The organism is Streptomyces sp. NPDC037100 (assembly GCF_055606225.1).
On sequence record NZ_JBVJSX010000005.1, the window covers coordinates 231,812 to 256,995 of the forward strand.

Sequence of the window (25,184 nt, forward strand, 5' to 3'; positions counted from 1 at the left end):
CGGCGCTCGGGTGTCGACGGAGTGTCGTCCGTCGGCGGCGGGAGGTGCTCCCGGCGCAAGCCCGTCAGCTCAGCAGGCGTCTCGCATCAGCTCGGCGAGACCGTGGTCCAGGTCCAGTTGGAGGTGCTCCAGACCGACCGGCACGAGTTCGCTCGTGGCCTCCAGGAACCGGCGGATCTCGCTGGAGCGGACATGGACCACGGCCGTGCCCTCGGGAGCATGGAACTCCAGCACCGTGCGGTCGTAGCCGTAGGGGCGCACGCGCACGTCGCCGTGCCCCTCGGCGCTCTTCTGGCCCGCGGTGAGCAGCTCGCGGGAGAAGGTCCAGCAGACCTCGACGCCCTCCAGCGTGGCCGGGGCGGGGAAGGTCATGCGGACCGCGAAAGGATCACGCCGGTCGTAGTGCAGCGTCGCGGGAATGCTCGGCATACGCGGCGCGGCGGCGACGAGGCGGGCCTCCACGGGCTGCTCGATGACGATGGACAACGCCTTGCTCCCTTGTGACGGCTGGACGGACACTTCCGGGCGGATGAGCCGGGCACTGGAAGAGACGACGGAATCAGCCAATCCGTGCACACGAAATGCGAGTGACCTCTGTCACCGCGTTCATGCACCAGAGTGACGTGGCTCTCCTTGTGTGCCTACAAGGGCACTTGTGGCGCCCACCGCACCGCCCGTGGTACCCGCGAGGCCATCTGGACGGCTCCCGGGCGGTGGGCTAGCTTCCCCCGCCATGAGGCGCATGGGGAGCACGCGACGGACGGGACGGACACGGGGCAGGACGACCGCGATGGCGGCCTGCGCGGCGGCACTGGCGGCCCTGACCGCCGTACCGGCGCAGGCGCAGGGGCCTGAGCACCGGCCGCCGCACTGGGAACTCAAGGACACCGGCACCCCGCAGGCACGCTTCCGGGGCCTCGCCGCCGTCAGCCGGAGCACCGCCTGGGCCGCCGGCACCGGCGGCACCGTGCTGCGCACCACCGACGGCGGGGAGAGCTGGCGGAACGTGTCGCCGCCCGGCGCGGGGGAGTTGCAGTTCCGGGACGTCGAGGCGTTCGACGCCCGCCGGGCCGTGGTGCTGGCCATCGGCGAGGGCGAGGCGTCCCGGGTCTACCGCACCGACGACGGCGGAGCGACCTGGACGGAGTCCTTCCGCAACCCCGACCCCAAGGCGTTCTACGACTGCCTCGCCTTCTTCGACCGCCGTCACGGCCTGGCGATGAGCGACCCGGTGGACGGGAAGTTCCGCATCCTGTCGACCGGCGACGGCGGCCGTACCTGGAAGGTGCTGCCGGACCGGGGGATGCCGGCCGCGCAGGAGGGCGAGGCCGGGTTCGCGGCGAGCGGCCAGTGCCTGGTGACGTCCGGGACGAGGGACGTCTGGCTGGCCACCGGCGGGGCGGCACGCGCGCGGGTCCTGCACTCCTCCGACCGCGGACGCACCTGGACGGCCACCGACTCGCCCCTCCCGGCGGGCGACCCCGCCCGGGGCGTCTTCGCGCTCGCCTTCCGCGACCGCACCCACGGCCTCGCCGTCGGCGGCGACTTCCGCCCCGACCAGACCTCACCGAGCGCCGCCGCGCGCTCCTCCGACAGCGGCCGCACCTGGCGCCCTGCCGCCACACCCCCGCCCGCCTACCGCTCCGGCGTCGCCTGGCTCCCGCACAGCCGCACCGCCGCCCTGGCCGTCGGCCCCACGGGCACCGACCTCACCACGGACGCCGGCCGGACCTGGCGGACCGTGGACACGGGCTCCTACGACACCGTCGACTGCACCCCGGACCACGGCTGCTGGGCCGCCGGCGAGAAGGGCCGGGTTGCCCGCCTGGAGCACTGAGCATGCGGCATGTCGGGTTCGTTGGCAGGGTGGGTACTCGTTCACTGATCGAGAAAGGAAGTGAGCGGGAATGCCACGCGGTTCGAGCTCCAAGCGAGAGCGCCAGTACGAGCACATCAAGGAAAGTGCGAAGGACCGGGGCGAGAGCACCGGCCGCGCGAAGGAGATCGCCGCGCGGACGGTGAACAAGGAACGCGCCCGCTCCGGCGAGTCCAAGACCGCCAGCCGTACTTCCACCCAGGACATGTCCTCCGGCAGGCGGGGCGGTCAGCGGTCGGGGCAGGGCTCCCAGGGGCCCACGTACGACCAGCTGTACCAGGAGGCCAAGCGCAAGGGCGTCGAGGGCCGCTCCAGCATGAACAAGAGCCAGTTGCAGCGCGCGCTGGGCAAGTGAGGCGGATGCCTCAGAGGGTCTCCCGGTAGGCCTCCAGCGCGGGCGCCGTCTTCGTCGCCGTGAACTCGGTGACGCGGTACGCGCACACGCCCGCGGTGACGAACGGGTCCTTTGCGGTGATCTCCTCGATCCGCGCGCGATCCCCCGCGACGGCGATGATCACCCCGCCGTCGCGGGGGTTCTTGCGCCCGGACGCGAGGAAGACCCCCTGCCGGTACTGCTCGTCGAGCCAGACCCCATGGTCCTCCAGTACGGCATCGACGGCTTCCAGCGGGGCGGTGTACGTCAGCTCCAGCACGAACATGACCGGGAGCCTATCCCCGGGCATCCGGCCCGCCGCTGGGGAGCCCGTAGGCTCGGGCCACCATGACGACCGTACGCATCCCCGAAGACTGGCCCACGACCGAGGACCAGGCCCGCGCCGTCCAGGACGAACTGCGCGCACGCGTGATCCTCGGCGAACCGGGACCGCCGCCCGGCTCGGGCCGGGTGACCGGTGTCGACGTCGCGTACGACGACGAACGTGACGTCGTCGCCGCGGCGGCGGTCGTGCTGGACGCGTCGAACCTCGACGTCGTCGCCGAGGCCACGGCCGTGGGCCGGGTCTCCTTCCCCTATGTGCCCGGACTGCTCGCGTTCCGCGAGATCCCCACGGTCCTCGCCGCCCTCGACGCCCTGCCCTGCCCTCCCGGCCTGGTGGTCTGCGACGGCTACGGCCTCGCCCACCCCCGCCGCTTCGGCCTCGCCAGCCACCTCGGCGTCCTGACCGGCCTGCCCACGATCGGCGTCGCCAAGAACCCGTTCGCCTTCACCCACGACGACCCGGACACCCCGCGCGGCAGCTCCTCCGCGCTGCTCGCCGGCTCCGAGGAGGTCGGCCGGGCCCTGCGCACGCGTGACGGCGTCAAGCCGGTCTTCGTCTCCGTCGGCCACCGCGTGACGCTGGACAATGCCTGCGCCCACACCCTGGCGCTGACTCCCTCCTACCGCCTCCCGGAGACCACGCGCAGGGCGGACGCGTTGTGCCGGAGGGCGCTGCGGGAGGCCTACTCCGTCTGATCGGCCACGTGCCAGTGGCCCACCTCCCGGTACTCCGAGTCGTAAATGGCCGCCCCGTCCCCGGGGCTCAGCGCGTAGTGCCGGAGATTGCCTCCCCAGTACCTCAGGATCCGGCCCAGCTCGCCGGCCGGATCCTTCGCCAACGCCGCGTCGTCCATGGTGACTTCGAGAACGAACTTCATGCCTTCAATGGTTTCATTGAAGTCCTGGTTGGCACTTCTGGACCTTCCGCCGAGGCCGGAGTGCGCAAAGCCTCAAGTCGGGGAGCCGGCCGGGGCAGGGCGGGGCGGCGCGATCTGAGTACCGGCTCTGAGTACCTGTGCGGATGCCCGCCCACCTCACCCGTCGGCAGGCTGGGGCGCATGACGACACACCGCGCCCCCAAGCCAGTTGCCGGCCCGACCCAGACCGTCGAGCGGGCCGTCACCATAGGGCTGATCCTCGCCGTGCTGGCCGGGCTCGGCTGGATCGCCGGGATGATCTACACCATCGCCGAGTGGCCGCTGTAGGCCCCCGGCGGGCCCTCAGCGGGTCGACGCGACGCGGAAGCGGATGCCCGCCGCGCGCAGCCGGTCGATCAGCGCGTCGCCCATCGCCGCCGCCGTGGTGACCTGGCCCGCCGTCTTCGGCAGGTCGTCGAAGGCCAGGCACAGCGCCGACTCGGCGAACATCTTGGCCGTCTCGTCGTAGCCGGGATCACCGCCCGAGACCTCCGTGTACACCCGCTTGCCGCCGCCTTCGCCCACGAAGCGCACGGAGAACCAGCTCTTCGCCCGCTTCTCGGGGCTCGGTCCGTCCCCGGGCTTGAGCCGGTCCGACAACCAGCGCCGCGCGGGCGCCACCTGCGCCGCCGCGACCAGCGCGCCCACCGCCGCGACCCCACCCACGGCGACGGGCAGGTGCCGGACGGCCGCGTACTGCCGGTAGCGGAAGTCGGGGCCGTACCGTTCGAGGGCCGCCGCCGAACGCCGCACGATCTGCGGGTCGATGGTCGGCATCGGCAGCGCCCACGCGCCGACCTCCTTGGCGAACCGCGGGCCGCCCACCGGCGCCGACGCCCGCCGGCCCACCAGCCGCGGCTCGTGCCGCCGCCGGTCCCGCGCGGCCGCCGCCATCTCCCGCTGCCGTGCGAACTGGCCGAGCGCGGAGGCGAAGGTACCGCCGGAGAAGGCGGCGTCCGCGGTGACGAAGCCCTCCACGGTCAGCGGCACGTCCTCGGGCAGCTGCTGCACGGTGAAGTACACGCCCAGGTCGTGCGGGATCGAGTCGAACCCGGCGGCGTGCACCAGCCGCGCCCCGGTCTCCCGCGCGCGGGCGTCGTGCCGGACGTACATCAGGTCCACGAACTCCGGTTCGCCACAGAGGTCCAGGTAGTCGGTCCCGGCGTCCGCACACGCGGCGACGAGTTCCTCCCCGTACGTCACGTACGGGCCGACGGTCGTGGCCACCACGCGCGCCTGCCCGGCGAGGTCGCGCAGCGACGCCGGGTCGGAGACGTCCGCCCGCAGCACGCCGATCTCCGCCTCGGCGGGCAGCCGTTCCCGCAGCCGCTCCAGCTTCTGCGCGCTGCGGCCCGCGATCGCCCAGCGCAGCCCCTCGGGCGCGTGGGCGGCCAGATACTCCGCGGTGAGCGCCCCGGCGAAACTGGTCGCTCCGAAGAGCACGATGTCGTACGGACGGTCCGTCCTGCTTTGCCTGCTCATGACACCCCTCGGTCGTGCAGCCCGTGCCGCTGTCGGTGGCCGAGGCTAGCGTGAGGAGTGCGGAGCCCGACGACGAGCCCGGAGGACGACGATGGCCGTGCCCAGGAATGCCCTGAAGAAGTGGGAGAAAGTGCGCGCGTTCGCACTGGGGCTGCCGGATGCCGTCGAGGAGTTCCCCTGGGGCGAGTCCGTCGCGAAGGTCAACAGGAAGGTGTTCGTCTTCCTCGGAGTCCAGGACGGCAGTTACCCCCTGGGGGTGACGGTGAAGCTCACGGACGAGACGGCGCACGCGCACGCGCTGGCCTGCCCCGGCGCCGAACCCGCGGGGTACGGCCTGGGCAAGGCCGGATGGGTGAGCATTCCCCTGGAGCGGCAGGGCGCCCCGGCCGCGGAGGTGCTCTGCGACTGGGTGGAGGAGAGCTACCGGGCCATCGCCCCGAAGCGGCTGATAGTGGTGCTGGACGGGACCTGACCTCGTCCGGCAGATTGCTGAGCGCTTGCTCGTTCGGGTCTTGTGCCGAGTGGAACACGTTCTTAGCATCGCTGGTGTTACATCACATGTGTCACAGCACTGGGGGCTGGATGACCACGGCAAGGACGCCAGGACACGGCCCGCTCACCGGCGTGCGCGTCGTCGAGTTGGCCGGCATCGGGCCCGGCCCGTTCGCCGCCATGCTCCTGGCCGACCTCGGGGCCGACGTCGTGCGCGTGGACCGCCCGGGCGGCCCCGGACTCGGGATCGACCCGGCGTGCGACGTCACCAACCGCAACAAGCGCTCGGTGATCGTCGACCTGAAGTCACCCGACGGCCGGGAACAGGTGCTCGACCTCGCGGCCCGTGCCGACGTCCTGGTCGAGGGCTACCGCCCCGGCGTCGCGGAACGCCTCGGCGTGGGCCCCGAGCCCTGCCACGCCCGCAACCCCCGTCTCGTCTACGGCCGGATGACCGGCTGGGGCCAGGACGGCCCGCTCGCCCAGCGCGCCGGGCACGACATCGCGTACATCGCCCCCACGGGCACCCTCGGCATGATCGGCAGGCCGCAGGAGGCGCCGCCGGCCCCGGCCAACCTGCTCGGCGACTACGCGGGCGGCTCCCTCTACCTCGTCGTCGGCGTCCTCGCCGCCCTCCACCACGCCCGCGCGACCGGCACCGGCCAGGTCGTCGACGCCGCCATCGTCGACGGGACCGCCCACCTCACCACGATGATCCACGGCATGCTCGCCGCCGGCGGCTGGCAGGACCGCCGCGGCGGCAACCTGCTGGACGGCGGCTGCCCCTACTACGGGACCTACGAGACGGCCGACGGCCGGTACATGGCCGTCGGCGCCCTGGAACCCCGGTTCTACGCCGAATTCCTCGGCCTCCTCGGCGTCGAGAACCGAGCCGACGCGCGTAAGGACGTCACCCGCTGGGACGAACTGCGCGAAGAGATCGCCGTCCGCTTCAAAGCGCGGACGAGGGACGAGTGGACGGCCGTCTTCGACGGCTCCGACGCCTGCGTGGCACCCGTGCTGTCGCTGCGCGAGGCCCCGCACCACCCGCACCTGGCCGCCCGCGGCACCTTCACCGACCACGGCGGCATCACCCAGCCCGCCCCGGCCCCCCGCTTCTCCGCGACCCCGACCTCCGTCCGCACCGGCCCGGCCCGGCCGGGCGCCGACACGGCGGACGTCGCCCGGGACTGGGACGTTCCCGGGCTGCTCCCAGCGTCCCGAAACCCTCAGTGAAAGGCCTCCTCGTGAGCACCGAAGCGTATGTGTACGACGCGATCCGCACCCCGCGCGGCCGCGGCAAGGCGAACGGCGCCCTGCACGGCACCAAGCCCATCGACCTGGTCGTCGGACTCATCCACGAGATCCGCGCCCGGTTCCCGGACCTCGACCCGGCCGCGGTCGACGACATCGTCCTCGGCGTCGTCGGCCCGGTCGGCGACCAGGGCTCCGACATCGCCCGGATCGCCGCCATCGCCGCGGGGCTGCCCGACACGGTGGCCGGTGTGCAGGAGAACCGCTTCTGCGCCTCGGGCCTGGAGGCCGTCAACCTGGCCGCCGCCAAGGTGCGTTCGGGCTGGGAGGACCTCGTCCTCGCGGGCGGTGTCGAGTCCATGTCCCGGGTGCCGATGGCCTCCGACGGCGGTGCCTGGTTCAACGACCCCATGACCAACCTCGAGGTCAACTTCGTGCCGCAGGGCATCGGCGCCGACCTCATCGCCACCATCGAGGGCTTCTCCCGCCGGGACGTCGACGAGTACGCGGCCCTCTCCCAGGAGCGGGCCGCCACCGCGATGAAGGACGGCCGCTTCGAGAGGTCCGTCGTCCCGGTCAAGGACCGCAGCGGCCTCGTCGTCCTCGACCACGACGAGTTCCCGCGTCCCGGCACCACGGCCGACTCCCTGGCCAAGCTCAAGCCGTCCTTCGCGGACATCGGCGAACTCGGCGGCTTCGACGCCGTGGCCCTCCAGCAGTACCACTGGGTGGAGAAGATCGACCACGTCCACCACGCGGGCAACTCCTCCGGCATCGTGGACGGCGCCTCGCTCGTCGCGATCGGCTCCAAGGAGGTCGGCGAGCGCTACGGCCTCACGCCCCGCGCCCGGATCGTCTCCGCCGCCGTCTCCGGCTCCGAGCCGACCATCATGCTCACCGGCCCCGCCCCGGCCACCCGCAAGGCCCTCGCCAAGGCCGGACTGACCATCGACGACATCGACCTCGTCGAGATCAACGAGGCGTTCGCGGCGGTCGTGCTGCGCTTCGTCAGGGACATGGGCCTGTCCCTGGACAAGGTCAACGTCAACGGCGGCGCGATCGCGCTCGGCCACCCCCTCGGCGCCACCGGCGCGATGATCCTCGGCACCCTCGTCGACGAACTGGAGCGCCAGGACAAGCGCTACGGCCTCGCCACGCTGTGCGTCGGCGGCGGCATGGGCGTCGCCACCATCGTCGAGCGCATCTGACCCCCTCCCGACGGATCACACGGAGCACCTCCACATGAGCACAGAGCCCACCACCATCCGCTGGGAACAGGACCGCACCGGCCTCGTCACCCTCGTCATCGACGACCCCAACCAGTCCGCGAACACCATGAACCAGGCGTTCCGCGACTCCCTGGCGGCCGTCACCGACCGCCTGGAGGCCGAGAAGGACTCCGTCCGGGGCGTCATCATCACCTCCGCGAAGAAGACCTTCTTCGCCGGCGGCGACCTGCGCGACCTCATCCGCGTCACGCCCGAGACCGCCCAGGAGCTGTTCGACGGCGGCATGGCGATCAAGCGGAACCTGCGCCGCATCGAGACCCTCGGCAAGCCCGTCGTCGCCGCCCTCAACGGCGCGGCCCTCGGCGGCGGTTACGAGATCGCCCTCGCATGCCACCACCGTGTCGCGCTGGACGCGCCCGGCTCCAAGATCGGCTGTCCCGAGGTCACCCTCGGCCTGCTCCCCGGAGGCGGCGGCGTCGTCCGCACGGTCCGGCTGCTCGGCATCGCCGACGCCCTGCTGAAGGTCCTCCTCCAGGGCACCCAGTACAACCCGCGCCGCGCCCTGGAGAACGGCCTCGTCGACGAGGTCGCCGACAGCCAGGAGGACATGCTCGCCAAGGCCCGCGCCTTCATCGACGCCAACCCCGAGTCCCAGCAGCCCTGGGACAAGCCGGGCTACCGCATCCCGGGCGGTACGCCGGCCAACCCCAAGTTCGCCGCGAACCTGCCCGCCTTCCCGGCCAGCCTGCGCAAGCAGACGGGCGGCGCCCCCTACCCGGCCCCGCGCAACATTCTCGCCGCCGCAGTCGAGGGCTCCCAGGTCGACTTCGAGACCGCGCAGGTCATCGAGGCCCGCTACTTCGTGGACCTCGCGGCCGGCCAGACCTCGAAGAACATGATCCAGGCGTTCTTCTTCGACCTCCAGGCCGTCAACTCCGGCGCCAACCGCCCCAAGGGCATCGAGCCCCGCAAGGTCCGCAAGGCCGCCGTGCTCGGCGCCGGGATGATGGGCGCCGGCATCGCCTACTCCTGCGCCCGGGCCGGCATCGACGTCGTCCTCAAGGACGTCTCCCTGGAAGCGGCCCTCAAGGGCAAGGCCTACTCCGAGAAGCTGTGCGCCAAGGCCGTCGCCAAGGGCCGTACGACCCAGGAGAAGGCCGACGCGTTGCTCGCCCGCATCACCCCCACCGCCGAGGTCCAGGACCTGGCCGGCTGCGACGCCGTGATCGAGGCCGTCTTCGAGGACACCTCCCTCAAGCACAAGGTGTTCCAGGAGATCCAGAACGTCGTCGCCCCCGACGCGCTGCTGTGCTCCAACACCTCCACGTTGCCCATCACCGCCCTCGCCGAAGGCGTCGAGCGCCAGGGCGACTTCATCGGCCTGCACTTCTTCTCGCCCGTCGACAAGATGCCGCTCGTCGAGATCATCAAGGGCGAGCGCACCGGTGAGGAGGCCCTGGCCCGCGCCTTCGACCTGGTCAGGCAGATCAACAAGACGCCGATCGTCGTCAACGACTCGCGCGGCTTCTTCACCTCACGCGTCATCGGCCACTTCATCAACGAGGGCGTCGCCATGGTCGGCGAGGGCATCGAGCCCGCCTCCGTCGAACAGGCCGCCGCCCAAGCCGGCTACCCGGCCAAGGTGCTGTCCCTCATGGACGAACTGACGCTGACCCTGCCCCGCAAGATCCGGGCCGAGACGAAGCGGGCGGTCGAGGAGGCGGGCGGCACCTGGACGGCCCACCCGGCCGAGGCCGTCATCGACCGCATGGTCGACGAGTTCGGCCGCACGGGCCGCAGCGGCGGCGCCGGCTTCTACGACTACGGTGACGACGGCAAGCGCACCGGCCTGTGGCCCGGCCTGCGCGAGCACTACACCAAGCCCGGCCACCGGATCCCCTTCCGCGACATGCAGGAACGCATGCTGTTCTCCGAGGCGCTGGACACCGTCCGGCTGCTGGAGGAGGGCGTGCTGACCTCCGTCGCCGACGCCAACATCGGCTCCATCTTCGGCATCGGCTTCCCGGGCTGGACCGGCGGCGTGCTCCAGTACATCAACGGCTACGAAGGGGGCCTGCCCGGCTTCGTGGCCCGCGCACGGGAACTCGCCGAGCGGTACGGCGACCGCTTCGCCCCGCCCGCGCTGCTGGTGGAAAAGGCGGAGAAGGGGGAGCGGTTCAGCGACTCAGCCCGCGCCTGACCCGCCGGACTTCGACGGCCCGGCGACTCAGCCCGCGTCTGACCCGCCGGACTCCGACGGCCCGGCGACTCAGCCCGCGTCTGACCCGCCGGACTCCGACGGCCCGGTGAGCCACTCGCCCAGCTCTTCCTTCAGCGACCGCTGAAAGGCGGTGAGGAGCGCCTGCACCACCAGAGGGTGCATGTGCGCCGACAGGGACCGCACGTCCCGTGCGTCGCGCTCCGCCACCTCGCCGCGGAAGAGCTGGGACAGCTCCCGGGCCGCGGCGCGCGCGTGTTCGATGAGGACCTTGCGTGCCGCGAAGATCGCCTCCTGGGAGAGCGGCACGTCCAGCAGCCCGGCGCCGAGCCGGAGCAGACCGAGGTCGGCCTCGTACTCGCCGTCCGCGGGCCGGACCACGCCCATGGCGACGAGCCGCTCGACATCCCCGTCGCCGAGCGGCCGTCCGGCCCGCCGCTCCAGCTCCGCCCGCGTGACCGTCTCGACGGTCTCCGGCGCCCAGGAGGCCACCACGGCCCGGTGGATGGCGAGGTCGTGCGCGCTCAGGTCCGACGGCAGTTGCCGCAGGTAGCGCTCGATGCCGGCCAGCGTCATGCCCTGCTGCTGCAACTCCTCGATCAGCGCCAGCCGGGCCAGGTGCTCAGGCCCGTAGTGCCCGACCCGCCGCGGCCCGAGCACCGGCGGGGGCAGCAGCCCCTTCGTGCCGTAGAAGCGGACCGTGCGCACGGTGACTCCGGCCCGGGCCGCCAGCTCGTCGATCGTGAGGGTCGGCTCCTCGGTGTCGGTCGTCATGTGCAGCAGTATCGCTGTCTCACCAGTGCTGTGAAACCTCCGGAGACCCATGGGACGTCAGGGACGCCCGGTGTGAAGTCGCGCTCTGTGACGCACGCCACCGCGTGAGCCGCGGAGAGTGGGGGAAGGCGGCCCCTTGGTCTGTGCCTTTACCGAGGGCACGGACCTGATGTACGTCCGGAAGCCGAGCGCGACCCGCTCGGGAGCACCAGAGAGTGGATCCACCGTGAGCAAGGACGCCGTGAACACGGCAGCAGCCGCATCCCGCAGTGACGCGGCCCAGGTGCCCGCGGACGCGGGCGACGCCGGCTACAGCAAGGACCTCAAGCCCCGCCACGTCAACATGATCGCCATCGGAGGCGCGATCGGCACCGGACTCTTCCTGGGCGCGGGCGGCCGCCTCCACACCGCGGGACCGGCCCTGGCGATCGCCTACCTGGTCTGCGGCATCTTCGCCTTCTTCGTGGTCAAGGCCCTCGGTGAGCTCGTGCTCTACCGCCCCTCCTCGGGCTCCTTCGTGTCGTACGCGCGCGAGTTCCTCGGTGAGAAGGGCGCGTACGTCGCCGGCTGGATGTACTTCCTGAACTGGTCGACCACCGGCATCGCCGACATCACCGCGATCGCGCTCTACACGCACTACTGGAGCCTGTTCACCGACATCCCCCAGTGGGTGCTCGCGCTGGTCGCCCTCGCGGTGGTCCTGGTGGTGAACCTGATCTCGGTGAAGATCTTCGGCGAGATGGAGTTCTGGTTCTCGATCATCAAGGTCGCGACGCTCGTCGGCTTCATGCTCATCGGCATCTTCCTGCTCGCCACCCAGCAGAAGGTCGGCGGTGGAACGCCGGGCCTGAGCGTCATCACCGACAACGGCGGCGTCTTCCCGCACGGCATGATGCCGGTCGTCCTGGTCATGCAGGGCGTGATCTTCGCGTACGCCGCGCTGGAGCTGGTCGGTGTCGCCGCGGGCGAGACCGCGGAGCCGGAGAAGGTCGTCCCGCGCGCGGTGAACTCGATCATGTGGCGCGTGGGCCTCTTCTACGTCGGCTCGGTCGTCCTGCTGGCCCTGCTCCTGCCGGGTTCGGTCTACTCGGCCGACCAGAGCCCCTTCGTCACGGTGCTGTCGAAGATCGGTGTCCCGGCCGCCGGCGACGTGATGAACCTGGTGGTCCTCACGGCCGCCATGTCCTCCCTCAACTCCGGCCTGTACTCCACGGGCCGCATCCTGCGCTCCATGGCGATGGCCGGCTCCGCTCCGAAGTTCACCGCCCGCATGAACCGCAGCCAGGTGCCCTACGGCGGCATCCTGCTCACCTGCGCGGTGTGTGTGCTCGGCGTCGGCCTGAACTTCCTCGTGCCGGCCCAGGCCTTCGAGATCGTGCTGAACGTGGCCTCCCTCGGCATCATCAGCACCTGGGTGATCATCATGGTCTGTCACCTGGTCTTCGTCCGCCGCGCCAAGGCCGGCCTGATCAGCCGCCCCTCCTTCCGTCTCCGGGGCACGCCGGTCACGGAGATCGCCACGGTCGTCTTCCTGCTGGCCTGCCTCGGCATGATGTGGAACGACCCCGCGGTCGGCCGCAAGACCCTCCTGCTCGTCCCGCTGATCGCGGCCATGCTGGTCGCCGGCTGGTTCGGCGTCCGCCGCCGCGTGTCGCAGACGGCGGACCAGGAGCTGTCGCAGCTGACGAGGTAGCCGGTCGGGCCGGTCGTACGGACCGGGTGCCTGCGGGACTTCCCTCGCACGGGCTGAGCCGGCTGCCGCCGGCTCAGCCCTGGCTGTCGAACGCCCGCACCAGGCAGTCGCAGAGGCGCTGTGCGAGGGCGCCGTCGGGGTCCAGGCGGGGATTGAAGATCGTGACGGTGAGGCCGACGGCGCCGCCGCCGGACAGGGCCGTGCGCAGGACGGTCTCCAACTCCTGCCAGGTCAGGCCGTCCGGCTGCCGGTAGTCGACGGCGGGCATGAGCGCGTCGTCCAGCACGTCGACGTCGAGATGGACCCAGTACCCGGTGTCCGCGCCGCCGCCGCTCAGCAGCCCGACCGCGCGGCGGGCCGCCTCGGCCGCCCCCAGCGCACGCACGGTGTGCAGATCCATCGCGTGCAGCGCCGGCGGCAGCGGCTGCATCCCGTGGGCCGCGGACTCCTCCGCGTCCCGGAACCCCAGGGCGACGACGTCCTCGACCCGCACGAGCGGGCCCCGGCCCTCCAGGTCGGCCAGCACGCGCGGGCCGCGCCCGGTGGCCAGGGCGAGTTCCATGGAGGCCACCTCGCCGGCCGGCTCGGCCGAGGGCTGGTAGAAGTCGGTGTGGCCGTCCAGGAAGAGCAGACCGTGCCGGTCACGGCGGCGCAGCGCGAGCAGGGTGCCGAGCAGCACGCTGCAGTCGCCGCCGAGCACGACGGGGAACCGGCCGTCGTCGAGGACGTCGCCCACGGCGCCGGCCAGTGCGACGGAGTACGCGGCGATCCCGCCCGGGTTCAGGACCCCCGTTCCCGGGTCCCGCTCCGAGTCGTACGGGGGCGGCTCGGCCCGCCCCGCGTGCACCGCCCCGAGCCCCTCGGCCAGCCCCGCCCCGAGGAGCGCCGCCGGCAGATCCTCCACACCGGTGGGGCGCAGCCCGAGCACGGACGGGGCCTCGATGATCGCCAGTTTCCGCAACGCCGGCTCCCTCGTCGGCAGCCGCGGCCTCACTCGTCACGGCGCATGGGGCCACCGTAGACGGCCGGACCGCGTCCGGCAGGCCGGGTGCCTCCCGACGGGGGTGGCGCCGGACGCCCCGGTGCGGCGAGCCGTCGCAGGCCGGGTGCCTCCTGACGGGGGGCCGACGCCCTGGTGCGGCGAGCCGTCGCAGGCCGGGTGCCTCCTGACGGGGGGGGCCGACGCCCTGGTGCGGCGAGCCGTCGCAGGCCGGGTGCCTCCTGACGGGGGGGCCGACGCCCTGGTGCGGCGAGCCGTCCAGACCGGGTGGCGCCGGACGCCCCGGTGAGGCAAGCCGTCGGACACCCCTGCGCGGCGACGACGTCAGTGCGCGTGCGCCCCGTTCGTCGCCGCGATCCGCTTCCACGACCTGGGCTGCGGAACGCCCTTCGCCGCCTTGGCCACCGCGGCCGCCCGAGCCGCCGGCGCCCCCGGCTTCGACGGCTGGAACAGCCACGTGTCGAACAGCGCGGCCAGCGGCTTGCCCGACACCTCCTCCGCGTACCGCTGGAAGTCCGCCACCGACGCGTTGCCGTGGGCGTACTTCGACGGCCAGCCCCTGAGGATCGCGAAGAACGCCTCGTCGCCGATCTGGTTGCGCAGCGCCTGGACGGCCAGTGCGCCACGGTCGTAGACCGCGATGTCGAACTGGTTCTCCGGGCCGGGATCCCCGGGCTTCACCGTCCAGAACGGGTCGTCGGCGGGATGCGAGGCGTACACGTAGTCGGCGAGCTCCTGCGCCGTGCCCTCGCCCTCGTGCTCGGACCACAGCCACTGCGCGTACCGGGCGAAGCCCTCGTTGATCCAGATGTCCTTCCAGCCCCCCAGCGACACCTCGTCGCCGTACCACTGGTGGGCCAGCTCATGGACGACGACCGACACGTTCGACCCGTTCGCGAACTGCCGCGGGCTGTAGAACGGCCGGGTCTGGGTCTCCAGCGCGTACCCGGTGTCCGTGTTCGGCACGTACCCGCCGAGCGCGTTGTAGGGGTACGGCCCGAAGTACCCGGCGAGCCAGTCCGCGATCTCCCCGGTCCGTTCGATGCTCGCCCGCGCGGCCCCGGCGTTCGCTCCGAGATCCTTGCTGTAGGCGTTGAGGACCGGGATGCCGCCCTCGGTCGTACCGGTCGTGATGTCGAACTTCCCCACCGCGAGCGTGGCGAGGTACGTGGCCTGCGGCTTGTCGGACCGCCAGTTCCAGCGGGTCCAGCCGAGCTTCGAACTTCTCGACGTAAGCGTGCCGTTGGAGATGGCCTGGGTGCCGTCCGGGACCAGCACGGACACGTCGTAGGTGGCCTTGTCCAGCGGATGGTCGTTGCCCGGGAACCACCAGGCCGCAGCCTCCGGTTCGTTCGCCGCGACGCCCCCGTCCGGAGTGCGGTGCCAGCTGGTGAAGCCGTAGGCCTGCTTCGACGACGGCACCCCGCTGTAGCGCACGACGACGGTGACGGGTGAACCCTTGGCCAACGGGCTCTTCGGCGTGATTTCCAGCTCGTGCTCGCCCGACGTGCGGAACGAGGCCTTCGCCCCGTTGACCCGTACCTCGCCGACGTCCAGCAGGAAGTCCAGGTTGAAGCTCGACAGGTCCTGGGTGGTGCGGGCCACGAGGGTGGCCGTGCCCTCCAGCTCGTCCGTGGCCGGCTGGTACTTCAGGCGGAGGTCGTAGTGGGAGACGTCGTATCCGCCGTTGCCGTAGGCCGGGTAGTAGGGGTCGCCGATACCCGGCGCGCCGGGGGAGTAGGAGGCGGCCGATGCCGGGATCGCCAGCAGGACAACGGTCGCCGCCAGGGCTCCCGGCGCGATGATTCTGCGGTGCACGCAAGGCTCCAAGTCGTAGGTTCCCGAGGTCTTCCGGGGTCTGTCCGGAGCCTATTGACTCCCTGTGTCCCTGATCATGTCCATGGCCCCTGCTGTCACACGATCGCCATTCGGCCGACATGAGACACCCGCCCCGACCGCCCGTCCGGACACGCCGGTCCGTCAGCTGCCCTCTTCTGAACGGGAGTTCACCGATGTACCGTCCGGCGCATGCCGAAACGCACGCGCTTCACGACCTGGAGACCGCTCGCGACGGCGGCCACGGCCGCCCTCCTGGCCACCGTGCTCACCCCGGCGGCCGCACAGGCCGCACCGGTCGCCCCGCGCGGGAGCGAACCCGTCCACTCCTACGAGAACGCCATCCGCGAGGCCGTCTGGGTGGACACCGGGCTCGACGGCGACCGTGACGGGAAGACCGACCGGGTCGCCGTCGACATCGTCCGCCCCCGCGAAACCGCCCGGCAGGGCCGCAAGGTCCCCGTCATCATGGACGCCAGCCCGTACTACTCCTGCTGCGGGCGTGGCAACGAGAGTCAGAAGAAGACCTACGACGCGCAGGGCCGTGTCGCACAGATGCCGCTCTACTACGACAACTACTTCGTCCCGCGCGGCTACGCCTTCGTCGGCGTGGACCTGGCCGGTACCAATCGCTCCGACGGCTGTGTCGACGTGGGCGGCCGCTCCGACATCCAGTCCGCGAAGGCCGTCGTCGACTGGCTGAACGGCCGCGCCAAGGCCTACACGAGCCGCACCGGCACCACCCGCGCCCAGGCGGGCTGGACCAACGGCCGCACCGGGATGATCGGCAAGAGCTGGGACGGCACCATCGCCAACGGCGTCGCCGCCACCGGCGTCAAGGGCCTGAAGACCATCGTCCCGATCAGCGCCATCTCCTCCTGGTACGACTACTACTTCCAGCAGGGCGCCCCGCTCTACGACTCCGGCCCCGAGTGGCTGTCGGACTACGTCGACAGTCCCGACGCCCGCGCACGGTGCGCGGCCGTTCAGCAGAAGCTCGTCGACGGCGCCCCGCGCACCGGCGACTGGACCCCGCTGTGGACCGAGCGCGACTACGTGAAGGCCGCGCGCAAGGTCAAGGCGAGCGTCTTCCTGGTGCACGGCATGCAGGACCTCAACGTCCGCATGAAGCACGTCGGCCAGTGGTGGAACGCCCTCGCGAAGCACGGCGTCGAGCGCAAGATCTGGCTCTCCCAGACCGGCCACGTCGACCCCTTCGACTTCCGGCGCGGCACGTGGGTCACGACGCTGCACCGCTGGTTCGACCACGAACTCATGGGCTACGACAACGGCATCGACCGCGAACCCGTGGCCGACATCGAACGCGCACCCGACCGGTGGGACACCTCCGGGACCTGGCCGCCGAGCGGCACCCGGGCCGCCACCCTGCGTCCCGGCCAGGGCTCCCGGCCCGGCGTCGGCACCCTCGGCCTGCACCGCGGCCACGGCACCGAGACCTTCACCGACGACCCGACGCTGAGCGAGACCGACTGGGCCGCGCGGATCGACGAGCCGACACCCGAGAAGGCCGGCTTCAGCACCGGACCTCTCACCCGCGACCTGCGCCTGGCCGGCTCCTCCCGGGTCACCGTCACCGCCACGCCCTCCACCCCGACCGCCCACCTCTCCGCCGTCCTCGTGGACGTCGGCCCCGCCACCATCCGCGACTACGCCGACGCCGGCGAAGGCATCACGACCCTCACGAACCGCACCTGCTGGGGTCCGAGCACCACCGGCGACAGCTCCTGCTTCAAGGAGACGAAGGCCAAGACCGCCGACGTCGGCTACACCGTCGTCAGCCGCGGCTGGGCCGACCTCGGCACCCACGCCTCCGCGCACCAGGGCTCCCCGCTCACTCCGGGCAAGCGGTACACCATCACCCTCGACCTCGCGGCGACCGACCACGTCGTCCGCAAGGGCCACCGCCTCGCGCTGATCGTCGGAGGCACGGACCAGGGCCTCATCGACCCTCCTGCCGACACACCGAAGCTCACGCTCGACCTGTCCCGCACCTCGGCGCGCATCCCGTTCACAGGCGGAGCGGCCGCCTTCGCCCGCGCCACCACGGGCGCCGCCGTCGCCACCCCCGGCGCCACGCTCCTGGACGGCGTGGGGGAGCCGCGCACCGCGCACCGCGTCCCGGGGGGAGGCCGGTGAACCGCGACATCACCCGCATCCGCGCGCTGATCCTCACGACCGCGGCCCTGACGGCCTCCCTGGTCGCCGCACCGGCCCAGGCGGCCTCCGACTCCCCGCCGCGCACCGGCTTCGAGCAGTCGGAGGGCGCCCGCTGGACCACCCAGCCCGAGGAACAGGACTTCCTCCGGGCCGTCGACCGGTCGGGCAGCCGCGTCTCCGTGACCCGCTTCGGCACGACGAAGCAGGACCGCCCGCTCCACCTGGTGCGGATCGGCAACCGCCCGAGCCCCGGCAAGGTCCTGCTCGTCTGCAGTCAGCACGGCGACGAACCCTCCGGCCGCGAGGCCTGCCTTACCACCGTCCGCGACCTCGCCCACGCCCGCGACAGCCGCACCCGCCGCTTCCTGGACCGCACCACGGTCCTGGTCGTGCCCACCGCCAACCCGGACGGCCGGGCCGCGAACACCCGCGGCAACGGCGACGGCGTCGACATCAACCGCGACCACCTCGCCCTCAAGACCGCCGAGGGCCGCGCCCTGGCCGCCCTCATCCGCGACGAGCGCCCCGACATCGTCTACGACCTGCACGAGTACGGCGCCACACCCCGGTTCTACGACAAGGACCTCTTCGACCTGTGGCCGCGCAACCTCAACACCCACGAGGCGGTCCACGACGAGGCGCGGACCCTCTCCGAGGCGTACGTCCGCCCCGCCGCCCAGCGGGCCGGCCGCTCGACCGGCACCTACGGCATCTGGACCGACCCCGAGACCGGTGAGCCGGTCAAGCAGGTCGCCGGCGACGGACAGGAGCGCATTTTGCGCAACATGTCCGGTGTGAAGCACTCCGTGGGACTGCTCATCGAGAGCCGCGTCGACCCGCTCACCGAGGCGGAGAAGGCGGACGAGGCGCTCAACAACCGGCGCCGGGTCACCTCCCAACTGGACGCGCTCAAGGGCATGTTCGGATACGCCGACCAGCGTCGCGCACGCATCGAGGCGACGACGGCCCGGGCCCGGCTCGCGGGCTACGCCGACACCGGCCCCGTCTACGTCGGCGGCGCCGACAACGAGGCCCCCGAACCGGATGAAATCATCCCGAACCCGCCCTGCGGCTACCGGCTCACCGACGCCCAGTACGCCGAGGTGGGCGATGAACTCGCCCTGCACGGCGTGCGGGTGCGCAAGGACCGCGACGGCGTGCTCGTCCCCCTGCGCCAGCCCCTGCGGGCGCTCGTTCCGCTGCTGCTCGACGACCGGGCCGAGTACCACCTGACAGGAGCTTCATACGAAACCACATGTTGAGAGGGGTGAAATTGCGCCACCCGTGGTAGCAGCGTTTACGGAGGACCTACATCCTCCCTCGCTGTCCCGATGAAAGGTTCCGCCTGTGACGCAAGAACGACCAAGCGACAACGACTCCCCGGAGGGAGCCGCGCTGCCGGGGTCGGAAGCGGGCCTGCCCGGTCAGGACCGGCCGCAGACCGACCGCATCGTCTTCGGCGTCACGGCGGTCCTCACCCTCGCCTTCGTGGTCTGGGGCGCGACGGCGACCGACTCGCTCGAAGACGTCTCCACCACCCTGCTCGGCGGACTGATGCACAACGGCGGCTGGGCGTTCATGCTCGCCGCCTCCGGCTTCGTCGTCTTCGCCCTCTGGCTCGCGATCAGCCGCTACGGCCGGATCCACCTCGGTGCGGAGGGCGAGGAGCCCGAGTTCCGCACCGTGTCGTGGGTCGCGATGATGTTCAGCGCCGGCATGGGCATCGGCCTGATGTTCTACGGCGTGAGCGAGCCGCTGTCGCACTACGGCACGCCCCCGCCGGGCACCGACCCGGCCGACTCCGGCGACCGCATGGAGACGGCCATGGCCACCACCCTGTTCCACTGGACGCTCCATCCCTGGGCGATCTACGCCGTGGTGGGTCTCGCCATCGCCTACAGCACCTTCCGCAGGCGCCGCCGGCAGACCATCAGCGCGGTGTTCACCCCGCTCATCGGCAAGAAGAACGCCAACGGCGGCATCGGCCGGGCCATCGACGTCCTCGCGATCATCGCGACCGTCTTCGGCTCCGCCGCCTCCCTGGGGCTCGGCGCACTCCAGATCGGCTCCGGTGTGCAGGAGCTGAAGTGGATGGACAAGGTGAGCACCGGGCTGCTCGTCACGATCATCGCGGTGCTGACCCTGGCCTTCGTCGCGTCCGCGATCTCCGGTGTGGAGAAGGGCATCCAGTGGCTGTCCAACACCAACATGGTGCTGGCGCTGATTCTGGCCCTGTTCGTGTTCGTGGCGGGCCCGACCATCATCGTCCTGGACCTGCTGCCCACCTCCGTCTTCGCCTACCTCGGCGACCTGCCCCAGCTGGCCGGCCGGACCGAGGCGAGCGGCGGCAAGGGCGTCGCCGACTGGCTGGGCAGCTGGACCGTCTTCTACTGGGCGTGGTGGATCTCGTGGACGCCGTTCGTCGGCATGTTCATCGCCCGCATCAGCCGGGGCCGTACGATCCGCCAGTTCGTCGGCGGTGTCATCCTCGTGCCCAGCACGGTCAGCCTGATCTGGTTCGCGATCTTCGGCGGCTCGGCGATGAAGATGCAGGAGGACGGGCAGCTCGGCAAGGAGGCCACCCCGGAAGGCCAGCTCTTCGCCGTGCTCCAGCAGTTCCCCGTCGCCACCGTCACGAGCCTGCTCGTGATGATCCTCGTCGGCATCTTCTTCGTCTCGGGCGCCGACGCGGCCTCCATCGTCATGGGCACCCTGTCGCAGAAGGGGGCGCTCGAACCCGGCCGCTTCGTGGTCGTGTTCTGGGGCGTGGTCACCGGTGCGGTGGCCGCGATCATGCTCCTGGTCGGCAGCGGCCAGGGTGACGCGCTGACCGGTCTGCAGAACCTCACGATCCTCGCGGCCGCGCCGTTCGTCGTCGTGATGGTCTTCATGTGCGTCGCCCTCATGCGCGACCTGCGCCGTGACCCGGTGATCGTGCGCGAGCAGATGGGCTCCGAGGCCGTCGAAATGGCCGTCATGGAAGGCCACAAGAAGTACGACGGCGAGTTCGAGTTCCGCGTCGGCCCGGGCCGCGGCCCGGACGTGGAGGGAGATCCGATCGGCAAGCACTGATCCGCACGGCGAGGGCGGCCCGGGTGTCGAGAACCCGGGCCGCCCGCTGCCGTCCGGACCGTGCGCGTCTCAGCCGCAGACCAGCCGGGCCGCCTCCTGCGCGCATCCCCAGGCCACGGTGACGCCCGCGCCGCCGTGGCCGTAGTTGTGCACCAGGAGCCGCCCGTCCGGCAGGGTGTCACGCTCCAGCCGGACCGCCGGCCGGGCGGGCCGCAACCCCACCCGGTGCCCCAGCACGCGTGCGCCTGCGATCTCCGGCCTGAGGTCCGCACAGCGGCGGACGATCGTCTCGGCCGTCGCGGGATCCGGCTCCAGCGACCACGCGTCCTCCTCGGAGGTGCCGCCGAGGACGAGCCCGCCCGGCTGCGGGAACAGGTACGCGTGCTCCCCGGCCGCGTCGGTGGAGACCAGCCAGGTGTCGATCCCTGGGTTCTCCACCACGACCAACTGCCCCCGCACGGGCCGCACGGAGGGGTCCGGCACGAGCTTCCGCGCGGCGAGCCCCGTGCAGTTGACCACGATGGGCGCGTCCACCTCCGCGAAGGAGGACACCGTACGCGACTCGACCACGCCGCCCGCCGCGACGAACCGCTCCCGCAGCCACGGCAGATGGGCCGGCATGTCGATGAGCGGCAGCCGTGCCCACAGGCCCGTCCCCGCGTACTCGTCGGCCGTGGCCGCCCGCAGCCCCGGCACCCGGCCCGCCAGCCACGCGTCGGCCTCGTCGAGGCGGACCTCGCCCTGCACCCCCTCGGCCATGCGTACGCCGGCCGGTTCGGCCCCTGCCGCCAGCTCCTCGTAGACCTCCAGCGACCGCAGCGCCCACACGCGCGCCGTCGCGACCGGCTCGATCCGGTACGGCCACCACAGCGCGCCCGCGACGGCGGAGGTGGTCGCCTCGACGGCGTCCCGCGTCCACACCCGCACCCGCCGGCCCCGCTCCGCCAGAACCAGGGCGGTCGTCAGCCCGACCACGCCGCCGCCGACCACCACGATCTCGCCACTGGGTGCACGCGTCATGGCCCGGACCGTAGCGGAATCTGTCATGCCGTGCTCACATCACGCGCAGTGTGGGAATACTCACCGTATGTGTGCCGAGTACGCGACCTTCGGCCTGGCGCCCGCGATGCGGGCCGGGGGAGTCCGCAACGACGGTGGTTACCAGGTCCACCGGGACTTCGTGGACTTCATCGTCGACGGACGCCCCCTGTTGTTCCAGCTCTCCGACCTCGAAGCGGTCTCCCCGCTCGCCTCCGACGTCCCGCCCGCGATCTTCGTCGCGCAGGTCCGCAGCCTGCTCCTGGAGAGCCCGGCCCCGCTGCCCGGCGGCCGCCACGTCGTCTACGGCTGCCCCGAGTGCGAGGACCTGGCCTGCGGCGCCGTCACCGCGGTGATCCGCGGCGACGGCGAGGACTTCGTCTGGCGGGACTTCGCCTGGCAGACCGACGAACACGCCGACCTGGAGCTCAACGGCTACCACGGCATCGGCCCGTTCCGCTTCCGCGGCGCCGAGTACCGGACGGCGCTGAGCGCCCTGCTGAACGGCTCCGTGCCCGACCCCCGGCGCCGCGTTCTGCTGATCGGCACCCGCGTCGCCGTCCTCGCGAAGCTGGCCGCCGCCCTGCGCACCATCGGGGTCGGCGCCGACATCACTCAGGACGCCGACGGCGTACCCGCCGACGAACTCCGCGGCTACGGCGCCGTCGTCTTCGGTCACACGGCCGGGGAGCGGGAACGTGCCGCCGTCCGCCGTGCCTTCGAGCGCGCCGGGGTACCGGTCGCCCACGTCGACGGCCTCGCCCCGATCGTGCCTCTCCTCGTCGCCCAGATCGAACACGCGCTGGACCGCAGTCCGGCCGAGCAGCGTCGCCTCACCGGGCTGACCACGACCGACGGCGGCGCGGACGTCGAGGTCACCTCGGCCTGCCGGGTCACCCTGACCGCGTACCGCCTCGACCGGCTCTCCCGCACCCACACCCACGAGGTCTTCGACGGCGTCCTCGAAGAGGGCCGCCACCGGCTCGCCCTCGACGCGAGGGCGGTAAGGGGCCGGTCGTTCGTCGTGGCGCGCACCGCCGAAAGCGTCCTGGTGGCGGCCGTAGGGCAGTGAGCGGCCCGGCGACTAGGATCGACGCCCTGATGACTGCCACCCTCGTCGCCAAGAACCTCGCCGCCGGCCACGGCGACCGCTCCCTGTTCGCCGGGCTCGACCTGGTCGTCGCGCCCGGCGATGTGATCGGCCTGGTCGGGGCCAACGGAGCGGGCAAGTCCACCCTGCTCGCCATGCTCGCCGGCCTCACCGCCCCCGAACAGGGCGACCTGCGCCTGTCCCCGCCGACCGCCACCGTCGGCCACCTCCCGCAGGAACCGGACCGCCGGCCCGGCGAGACCGTACGGGCGTTCCTGGCCCGCCGCACCGGCGTCGCCGAGGCCCAGCGGACCATGGACGAGGCGACCCAGGCCCTGGTCGACGGGGCACCCGGCGCCGACGACGCCTACGCCACCAGCCTGGAGCGCTGGCTCGGCCTCGGCGGCGCCGACCTCGACGAACGCGCCGAGGAGGTCGCCGACTCACTCGGGCTCGCGATCGGCCTGGACCAGCCGATGACGTCCCTGTCCGGCGGCCAGGCGGCCCGCGCCGGACTCGCCTCCCTGCTCCTGTCCCGCTACGACGTCTTCCTCCTCGACGAGCCGACCAACGACCTCGACCTGGACGGCCTGGAACGCCTCGAACGCTTCGTGAACGGCCTGCGGGCCGGGACGGTGGTCGTCAGCCACGACCGCGAGTTCCTCACCCGCACCGTCACCAAGGTTCTCGAACTCGACCTCGCCCAGCAGCAGATCAACCTCTTCGGCGGTGGCTACGAGGCCTACCTGGAGGAGCGGGAGGTCGCCCGCCGGCACGCCCGCGACGAGTTCGAGGAGTACGCCGACAAGAAGGCGGCCCTCCAGGACCGCGCGCAGACGCAGCGCTCCTGGATGGACAAGGGCGTGAAGAACGCGCGCCGCAAGGCGGGCAACGACAACGACAAGATCGGCCGCAAGTTCCGCAGCGAGGCCAGCGAGAAGCAGGCTGCGAAGGCCCGCCAGACCCAGCGCATGATCGAGCGGCTGGACGTCGTCGAGGAGCCCCGCAAGGAGTGGGAGCTGCGGATGGAGATCGCGTCGGCCCCGCGCTCGGGCGCCGTCGTCGCGACCCTGCGGGACGCCGAGGTACGCCGGGACGGCTTCGTCCTCGGCCCTGTCTCCCTGCAGATCGACTGGGCGGACCGGGTGGCGGTGACGGGTGCGAACGGCGCCGGCAAGTCCACGCTGCTCGCCGCCCTCCTCGGCCGCGTCCCGCTGGACGCCGGGCACGCCGCGCTCGGCTCGGGCGTCCTGCTCGGCGAGGTCGACCAGGCCCGCAAGCTGTTCCACGGCGAAGAGTCGCTGCTCGACGCCTTCCGCACGGCCGTCCCGGACACCGAGCCGGTCGAGATCCGCACCCTCCTGGCCAAGTTCGGCCTCAAGACCGACCAGGTCCTGCGCCCCGCGGCGAGCCTCTCCCCGGGCGAGCGCACCCGTGCCGCGCTGGCGCTGCTCCAGGGCCGGGGCGTCAATCTCCTGGTCCTCGACGAGCCGACCAACCATCTCGACCTGCCGGCCATCGAGCAACTGGAGTCCGCCCTCGACGCCTACGAGGGCACCCTCCTGCTGGTCACCCACGACCGCCGCATGCTGGACGCCGTGCACGTCACCCGCCGCCTGGAGGTGGCGGACGGCAAGGTGACCGAGCGCTAGCGGGCCGTCAGTCGCGTGGCCGGTCGCGGATGGTCGAGGACGTACCCCTCGTCGTCGAACTCCAGGTCGCTGCGGAAGTCGCCGGAGGAGTAGCGGGCCCGCCCGCGCCCGAGGTGCGTGTAGGTCTGCCGCGACGGCCGCACCGTCAGGTCCGGCACCGACACCCAGGCCATCAGGAACTCCCGCTCGCCGGGCGTCCGATGGAGCCCGTGCCGGAGCACCGGCATGGTGTTGGTGAGCGGGCACAGCCCGAGATCGCAGTCGAGTGCGCCGTCGACGTCCGGGACGGGCTCGCCGTTCGCGGTCCACCGGCCGTGACCGTCGCGGCGCAGATCGAGGGTGCGGGTCCCGGCCGCCCCGGTCTCCGTGGTGACGCTGAGCCGCCGGGTCACGAACCCCTCGGCGGTCTTGAGTTCGTACGAGACCCAGTAGGGCTCGGGAACGGTCCCGACGGCCCGCCCCCGCGCCCGCAGTGCGCCTTCCCCCAGCTCGGGCCAGGCGGTCTCGAACCCCCTGCTCGCGAACACTTCCCAGGTGATGGCGGACATACCTTCACTCCAGGCATGAAAGAGGGGCGAAGCCCCGCCTTTCAGGGGCACGGGGAACTGCGTGACCAGCCATGACGGACCCGCAGCTCCCCACGACACGAACGGGCATCGCGCTCC

The 25,184-nt window shown here is 72.0% G+C and carries 23 protein-coding genes; 14 read left to right on the plus strand and 9 right to left on the minus strand.

Features of this window, described 5'->3' with window-relative positions:
* Positions 1-69: 69 nt before the first annotated feature.
* Positions 70-486 (minus strand): spore wall synthesis regulator SsgD, encoded by a 417-nt coding sequence (gene ssgD / locus ACZ7EG_RS18505; protein WP_362036720.1) that lies wholly within the window; start codon positions 484-486, stop codon positions 70-72.
* A gap of 304 nt (positions 487-790) precedes the next feature.
* On the opposite strand from ssgD, the gene ACZ7EG_RS18510 reads away from it, so the two are divergent.
* Both ACZ7EG_RS18510 and ACZ7EG_RS18515 read left to right on the plus strand, forming a co-directional pair.
* The gene (locus tag ACZ7EG_RS18510) at positions 791-1,837 is read left to right on the plus strand and encodes a WD40/YVTN/BNR-like repeat-containing protein (protein WP_471079408.1); all 1,047 of its coding nucleotides are present in this window, start codon (positions 791-793) and stop codon (positions 1,835-1,837) included.
* Between the two features lie 70 nt (positions 1,838-1,907).
* Positions 1,908-2,231, plus strand: coding sequence for a plasmid stabilization protein (locus ACZ7EG_RS18515; RefSeq protein ID WP_471079411.1), 324 nt, complete (start codon positions 1,908-1,910; stop codon positions 2,229-2,231).
* A gap of 10 nt (positions 2,232-2,241) precedes the next feature.
* On the opposite strand, the gene ACZ7EG_RS18520 is transcribed toward ACZ7EG_RS18515, so the two are convergent.
* A complete protein-coding gene (locus ACZ7EG_RS18520; protein ID WP_471079414.1) occupies positions 2,242-2,535 on the minus strand; it encodes a YciI family protein in 294 nt (97 codons plus the stop codon).
* A gap of 62 nt (positions 2,536-2,597) precedes the next feature.
* Here ACZ7EG_RS18520 and ACZ7EG_RS18525 point away from each other — a divergent pair, with 62 nt between their 5' ends.
* Positions 2,598-3,290 carry an endonuclease V gene (locus tag ACZ7EG_RS18525; RefSeq protein ID WP_471079418.1) on the plus strand — a complete coding sequence of 231 codons (693 nt, stop codon included), beginning with the start codon at positions 2,598-2,600 and terminating at the stop codon, positions 3,288-3,290.
* Here ACZ7EG_RS18525 and ACZ7EG_RS18530 read toward each other — a convergent pair.
* Positions 3,278-3,472 (minus strand): hypothetical protein, encoded by a 195-nt coding sequence (locus tag ACZ7EG_RS18530; RefSeq protein ID WP_471079421.1) that lies wholly within the window; start codon positions 3,470-3,472, stop codon positions 3,278-3,280. The genes ACZ7EG_RS18525 and ACZ7EG_RS18530 overlap by 13 nt on opposite strands.
* A gap of 180 nt (positions 3,473-3,652) precedes the next feature.
* Here ACZ7EG_RS18530 and mmpA point away from each other — a divergent pair, with 180 nt between their 5' ends.
* A complete protein-coding gene (gene mmpA / locus ACZ7EG_RS18535) occupies positions 3,653-3,799 on the plus strand; it encodes a morphogenic membrane protein MmpA (protein ID WP_010042861.1) in 147 nt (48 codons plus the stop codon).
* Positions 3,800-3,814: 15 nt separating this feature from the next.
* Here mmpA and ACZ7EG_RS18540 read toward each other — a convergent pair whose 3' ends face one another.
* On the minus strand, positions 3,815-4,993 hold the full coding sequence (locus ACZ7EG_RS18540; RefSeq protein ID WP_471079423.1) for a saccharopine dehydrogenase family protein: 1,179 nt from the start codon (positions 4,991-4,993) through the stop codon (positions 3,815-3,817).
* A gap of 91 nt (positions 4,994-5,084) precedes the next feature.
* On the opposite strand from ACZ7EG_RS18540, the gene ACZ7EG_RS18545 reads away from it, so the two are divergent.
* From ACZ7EG_RS18545 to ACZ7EG_RS18560, 4 genes are all read left to right on the plus strand, one after another.
* Positions 5,085-5,465, plus strand: a complete 381-nt coding sequence (locus tag ACZ7EG_RS18545; protein ID WP_471079426.1) for an MmcQ/YjbR family DNA-binding protein — start codon at positions 5,085-5,087, stop codon at positions 5,463-5,465.
* A 110-nt stretch (positions 5,466-5,575) separates the two neighbouring features.
* Positions 5,576-6,721: a CaiB/BaiF CoA transferase family protein gene (locus ACZ7EG_RS18550; RefSeq protein ID WP_471079429.1), complete on the plus strand. Its 1,146-nt coding sequence runs from the start codon at positions 5,576-5,578 to the stop codon at positions 6,719-6,721.
* 11 nt (positions 6,722-6,732) lie between these two features.
* On the plus strand, positions 6,733-7,947 hold the full coding sequence (locus ACZ7EG_RS18555) for an acetyl-CoA C-acetyltransferase (protein ID WP_350708632.1): 1,215 nt from the start codon (positions 6,733-6,735) through the stop codon (positions 7,945-7,947).
* Positions 7,948-7,981: 34 nt separating this feature from the next.
* Positions 7,982-10,168 carry a 3-hydroxyacyl-CoA dehydrogenase NAD-binding domain-containing protein gene (locus ACZ7EG_RS18560; RefSeq protein WP_471079432.1) on the plus strand — a complete coding sequence of 729 codons (2,187 nt, stop codon included), beginning with the start codon at positions 7,982-7,984 and terminating at the stop codon, positions 10,166-10,168.
* 69 nt (positions 10,169-10,237) lie between these two features.
* Here ACZ7EG_RS18560 and ACZ7EG_RS18565 read toward each other — a convergent pair whose 3' ends face one another.
* Positions 10,238-10,960 (minus strand): MerR family transcriptional regulator, encoded by a 723-nt coding sequence (locus ACZ7EG_RS18565; protein WP_471079435.1) that lies wholly within the window; start codon positions 10,958-10,960, stop codon positions 10,238-10,240.
* Between the two features lie 226 nt (positions 10,961-11,186).
* On the opposite strand from ACZ7EG_RS18565, the gene ACZ7EG_RS18570 reads away from it, so the two are divergent.
* Positions 11,187-12,653, plus strand: coding sequence for an amino acid permease (locus tag ACZ7EG_RS18570; RefSeq protein WP_471079438.1), 1,467 nt, complete (start codon positions 11,187-11,189; stop codon positions 12,651-12,653).
* A gap of 73 nt (positions 12,654-12,726) precedes the next feature.
* Here ACZ7EG_RS18570 and ACZ7EG_RS18575 read toward each other — a convergent pair whose 3' ends face one another.
* Both ACZ7EG_RS18575 and ACZ7EG_RS18580 read right to left on the minus strand, forming a co-directional pair.
* On the minus strand, positions 12,727-13,614 hold the full coding sequence (locus tag ACZ7EG_RS18575; protein ID WP_471079441.1) for an arginase family protein: 888 nt from the start codon (positions 13,612-13,614) through the stop codon (positions 12,727-12,729).
* Between the two features lie 363 nt (positions 13,615-13,977).
* A complete protein-coding gene (locus tag ACZ7EG_RS18580; RefSeq protein WP_471079445.1) occupies positions 13,978-15,471 on the minus strand; it encodes a M1 family metallopeptidase in 1,494 nt (497 codons plus the stop codon).
* Between the two features lie 210 nt (positions 15,472-15,681).
* Here ACZ7EG_RS18580 and ACZ7EG_RS18585 point away from each other — a divergent pair, with 210 nt between their 5' ends.
* The 3 genes from ACZ7EG_RS18585 (at position 15,682) to ACZ7EG_RS18595 (ending at position 20,739) form a co-directional block, all read left to right on the plus strand.
* Positions 15,682-17,646 carry a Xaa-Pro dipeptidyl-peptidase gene (locus ACZ7EG_RS18585; RefSeq protein ID WP_471079448.1) on the plus strand — a complete coding sequence of 655 codons (1,965 nt, stop codon included), beginning with the start codon at positions 15,682-15,684 and terminating at the stop codon, positions 17,644-17,646.
* Between the two features lie 8 nt (positions 17,647-17,654).
* A complete protein-coding gene (locus tag ACZ7EG_RS18590; RefSeq protein WP_471080388.1) occupies positions 17,655-18,929 on the plus strand; it encodes a M14 family metallopeptidase in 1,275 nt (424 codons plus the stop codon).
* Between the two features lie 85 nt (positions 18,930-19,014).
* Positions 19,015-20,739, plus strand: coding sequence for a BCCT family transporter (locus ACZ7EG_RS18595; protein ID WP_471079451.1), 1,725 nt, complete (start codon positions 19,015-19,017; stop codon positions 20,737-20,739).
* A 69-nt stretch (positions 20,740-20,808) separates the two neighbouring features.
* Here ACZ7EG_RS18595 and ACZ7EG_RS18600 read toward each other — a convergent pair whose 3' ends face one another.
* The gene (locus ACZ7EG_RS18600) at positions 20,809-21,759 is read right to left on the minus strand and encodes an NAD(P)/FAD-dependent oxidoreductase (RefSeq protein ID WP_471079454.1); all 951 of its coding nucleotides are present in this window, start codon (positions 21,757-21,759) and stop codon (positions 20,809-20,811) included.
* Between the two features lie 67 nt (positions 21,760-21,826).
* Between ACZ7EG_RS18600 and ACZ7EG_RS18605 the strand changes: the two genes are divergently transcribed.
* Positions 21,827-22,849 carry an oxidoreductase gene (locus ACZ7EG_RS18605; RefSeq protein ID WP_471079458.1) on the plus strand — a complete coding sequence of 341 codons (1,023 nt, stop codon included), beginning with the start codon at positions 21,827-21,829 and terminating at the stop codon, positions 22,847-22,849.
* Between the two features lie 29 nt (positions 22,850-22,878).
* Positions 22,879-24,519 (plus strand): ABC-F family ATP-binding cassette domain-containing protein, encoded by a 1,641-nt coding sequence (locus ACZ7EG_RS18610; RefSeq protein ID WP_471079461.1) that lies wholly within the window; start codon positions 22,879-22,881, stop codon positions 24,517-24,519.
* On the opposite strand, the gene ACZ7EG_RS18615 is transcribed toward ACZ7EG_RS18610, so the two are convergent.
* Positions 24,516-25,067 carry a putative glycolipid-binding domain-containing protein gene (locus ACZ7EG_RS18615; RefSeq protein ID WP_471079464.1) on the minus strand — a complete coding sequence of 184 codons (552 nt, stop codon included), beginning with the start codon at positions 25,065-25,067 and terminating at the stop codon, positions 24,516-24,518. The two genes, ACZ7EG_RS18610 and ACZ7EG_RS18615, sit on opposite strands and share 4 nt — an antisense overlap.
* Positions 25,068-25,184: the final 117 nt, after the last annotated feature.